This window comes from Armatimonas sp. (assembly GCF_043760365.1).
Classification (GTDB): Bacteria; Armatimonadota; Armatimonadia; order Armatimonadales; family Armatimonadaceae; genus Armatimonas.
In genome coordinates, this window is the sequence record NZ_JAYUPA010000629.1 from 1 (window position 1) to 4,179 (window position 4,179).

4 protein-coding genes are annotated in these 4,179 nt (G+C 59.8%); all 4 read left to right on the forward strand.

The genetic code is table 11. The annotated features are described in order from the left end of the window. On the forward strand, positions 1-936 hold a 936-nt coding region (locus tag ACH2EH_RS14375), incomplete at its 5' end, for an FAD-dependent oxidoreductase (RefSeq protein WP_395142734.1). Positions 937-1,092: 156 nt separating this feature from the next. After that, a complete protein-coding gene (locus ACH2EH_RS14380) occupies positions 1,093-2,700 on the forward strand; it encodes a DUF885 family protein (protein WP_395142735.1) in 1,608 nt (535 codons plus the stop codon). Further along, positions 2,701-3,936, forward strand: a complete 1,236-nt coding sequence (locus ACH2EH_RS14385; RefSeq protein ID WP_395142736.1) for an MFS transporter — start codon at positions 2,701-2,703, stop codon at positions 3,934-3,936. Further along, on the forward strand, positions 3,911-4,179 hold a 269-nt coding region (locus ACH2EH_RS14390), incomplete at its 3' end, for an alcohol dehydrogenase catalytic domain-containing protein (RefSeq protein ID WP_395142737.1). The genes ACH2EH_RS14385 and ACH2EH_RS14390, both read left to right, overlap by 26 nt.

Here is a 4,179-nt window from a genome sequence, read left to right on the forward strand (position 1 = left end):
TTTGAGGGTAGGCTTGACGACATTCGTTATTGCACGCGCTGCCTCCAATCCTGCCACGGCGCGATGGATCGCATGACGTGCGTCTACAACCCCCTCACGAGCCGCGAGGCGATGCCGGGCTGGTCGGAGCTAATCCCAGCGGCGACAAAAAAGCGCGTGGTGATCGTCGGCGCAGGCCCGGCGGGTATGGAGGCCGCGCTCACGGCCCACGCACGCGGCCACGAGGTGATCGTACTGGAATGCAGCGGGCAGATTGGCGGGCAAGTGCTCCTCGCCGCCACATCGCCGCTTAGAAAACCCTGGGGCCGCATCGCCGAGTTCTACCAACGACAGGCAAAAAAGCTCGACGTCCGCCTCAACACCAACGCCACGGAGGAGAGTGTTCTTGCGCTTCAGCCCGACTGCGTGATTGTCGCCACAGGGTCAAAGCCGAATCGCTTGCACAATACCCTCACCACAAATGAAGTACTTCCCAGTGACGATTACCTTGATCGCATCGGGGACAAAAACCGGGTTCTGATCTTTGACAACGAGGGATCCAACCGGGCAATAACTGTCTGTGACTATCTCTCCGCGTTAGGAAAGGAAGTTGTCTTTGTTACTCCACTGGCTTCAATTCGCAGTACCGGCGACACGATGCTCTTAGATGAGTTTCTTCAGCACTTCCGGAAACGCGGTGTAACATTCTATCCTGGTTACAAGCTTACAGAATCCGCCACAACCAAAAAAATACTACGCCATGTAGATACTGCAGAAGAACTCGTTCTTGAAAATATCGAGCTGGTCGTGGGAGTTGTGGGTTCCGCCTGTAATAACAAGCTAACACATGAGCTTCGCGGGAAAGTCAGTGAGCTCTACACCATTGGAGACGCCAATATCCCCCAAACCGTGGAAGCCGCCACCTACCAAGGTGCGCGAATCGGACGACGGGTGTAGCACCCCGGTTGGAGCGGGGTACCTGGAGAGCGTCGCAGGCTCCGCTACGAAGACCGTTCCGGCCATGATCCCATTCTCATGGGCGGCAGCCCTTTGTAGCCGCAGGCTCTCCAGCCCCGCCGTTCCAATCGGCGGGGCAAAAGGTATAATTCCCCCATGATCCCTCTCGAAGAACTCCTCACTGCCTCCGCCGACCGCATGCCCACGATCCTGGCACGCTTTGCCTCAGACCGCGCTGCCCTTGAGCGCCGCTACCCCAATGCCTACTCGCCCCTACGCCACGAAAGTCTGCTTGCATACTTTGCAGCTTGGGCTGAAGCGCTAGGAAAACTTCCCTTTGACGACTTCACGCGCCCAGATCGGCTTGACTGGCTCCTCTTCAGAAACCTGATCCAGCGTGAAGCAAGCCGTTTGGAGCGCGGACGGATGGAGCTTATCGAGATTGCGGAGCTTATTCCCTTTGTTGACCCCCTGACCGAGCTCGACGATGCCCGTCGCAACCACCACCCCATAGATGCGGAAGCTGCCGCAAGTATCCTGGAAACTTCGCTCAAGAGCATTCCAACCAAACCAGACGATTTAAAGCAGACACTTGCGCTGCGGGCGGCAAAGGCGACGGAGAGCATTCTGGAGACCCTCAAAAACTGGTGGACATTTTATGGAGGCTACGATCCCCTAGTGGGCTGGTGGTGCCGCGTGCCCTACGAGAAGCTGGAAAAAGCCCTCACGGAGTACGCCACAGCACTCAAGCCGTCGGACAGCGATGCAATTGTGGGCGACCCCGTCGGGCGCGACGCGCTGATCGCGGAGCTTCGAGCGAGCTTTATTCCCTACACACCCGAGGAGCTGATCGCCAAAGCCGACACCGACCGTCAGTGGTGCCTGGCCGAGCTGGAGAAAGCGGCGCAGGAGCTGGATTTGGAGAGTGGCCGCGCCGCGATCGAGGCGGCCAAGGCAGACCACTGTAAGCCCGGTGAGCAAGTCGCGCTGATACGGGATTTGACTCATGAGGCGATTGCCTTTGTGGAGGACAATAATCTGCTCACCGTGCCCGAGATTGCCCGTGATGGCTGGCGGATGATCATGATGTCGCCGGAGATGCAAACGGTGAACCCGTTCTTTCTGGGCGGCGAGACGATCTGGGTCTCGTACCCAACGGACTCGATGGAGCACGATTTCAAACAAATGAGCCAGCGCGGCAACAACAAGCACTTCGCCCGCGCCACCGTGCACCACGAGCTCATTCCCGGCCACTACATGCAGTCATTCTGTCAGGAGCGCTACCGGCCCTACCGTCGGCAGTTCTGGACGGCGTTCTGGGTGGAGGGCTGGACACTGCACTGGGAGTTTCTGCTCTGGGAGCGCGGCTTCCCCCAAACGCCCCTGCAGCGCGTCGGGATGCTTTTCTGGCGCCTGCACCGCTGCGCCCGCGTGCTCTTCTCCTTAAAATTCCATCTCGGCGAGTGGACACCGCAGCAGTGCATTGACTTACTGGTCGAGGAAGTCGGGCACGAACCCAAGAACGCGGAGGCCGAAGTGCGCCGCAGCTTTGGCGGAAGCTACGACCCGCTCTACCAGCTCGCCTATCTCATCGGTGGGATGCAGGTACATGCGCTCCACGCCGAGTGGCTGGAGTCAGGCAAGACGGATATAGCATTCCACGATGCGTTTTTGCGCGAGAACCTCATGCCCATCCCCGCACTCCGGGCGTTTCTGATGGATCACACGCTCGAAAAAGACACCGATCTGCTCTGGCGGTTTTAAGTGACAGACGAGCCCTCCCTGCCCGCTACCGTCAAGGCGCTAGGCTTCGTCAGCCTGCTCACCGACCTTTCCAGCGAGATGGTCTACCCGATCAATGGGCAGCTGCTCCGTATGCTGGGGGCACCCGCGTGGGTGCTGGGGCTGATCGAGGGATTGGCGGAGTCCACGGCGAGCATTTTAAAGCTCTACTCAGGAACGCTCTCGGATAGAATGGGTAGGCGCAAACCGCTGGCGCTCTTGGGCTACGGGCTGGCGGCGCTCTCGAAACCCCTGATCGGTGCGGCGGGCGTGTGGCCGCAGGTGCTGGCGGCCCGGCTCCTGGACCGTACCGGCAAGGGCTTGCGTGGCGCCCCCCGCGATGCCCTTATCGCCGATGTGTGTCCCAAGGAGCAGCGTGGCCGCGCGTTTGGCCTCCACCGAAGCCTGGACACAACCGGTGCCGTGCTGGGGCCACTGATCGGCTACTTCTTCCTCCGAGCTAACCCGAACAGCCTGCGCTCGCTCTACTGGATCGCCTTCCTCCCCGCCCTCCTCGGCGTGCTCCTGCTCTGGCTAGTCGTTAAAGAAACCCCACACGAAAAAACACCTCGCCTCAGCAGCGCAGAGAGGCAAGGCAAGGAGAAGCAAGGCAAGGAGAGGCTCTTCAGCCTCGCGGGACTGTCCCCGACCTACAAGCGGTTCCTACTTTCCGTGGGAGTCTTTAGCCTTGTGAACTCCTCAGATCAGTTTTTGCTCCTACGGGCCCAGGAGGGTGCTAAGCTCACGCCGGAGAGCATCCTGCTGCTCTATGCCCTCTTTAACATGGTGGAGGCGAGCCTTGGCTATCTTGTGGGGAAGCTCTCTGACACCGTCGGGCGCTGGCCACTCATCGTGGCGGGCTGGGGAGTTTTTGCGCTTGTCTACGCGGGCTTTGCCCTGCTACCCAGCGGCGTGGGCTTCGGGGGAGTTCTGGGGCTGTTCCTGCTCTATGGGCTCTACTCCACCCTGACCCAAGGAGCACAAAAGGCGCTTGCAGCAGATATGACCGATCCCACGCAGCGCGGACGACAGCTCGGGATTTTCCACCTGGTTGTCGGAATCGGGGCGCTCCCCGCCAGCCTGATCGCGGGCGGGATCTACGACACGGTGTCTCCCGCAGCACCCTTTTGGCTAGGAGCGGGTGGCGCAGTTATTGCAATGCTTCTACTTCCCAAGGAGCAACACAAACGGCATGAAAACAAAAGCAATCCTCTTTAGTGACCCGGGGCAGGTTGAACTGTGTGAAGTAACCGTTCCAGAGCCCGAGTCCGACGAGGTTTTGATAAAAACCGCGTTCACCTGCATCAGTCCGGGTACGGAGCTAAGGGTACTAGCAGGCAACCAGCCAGGGATGCCCGAGTTCCCCCTGATTCCAGGCTACGCCCTTGCTGGGATCGTGATCGCAAGTGGCGATGATGCTGGAATCTTGCCCGGGACGCGTGTTCTTTGTAGCGGCACTAG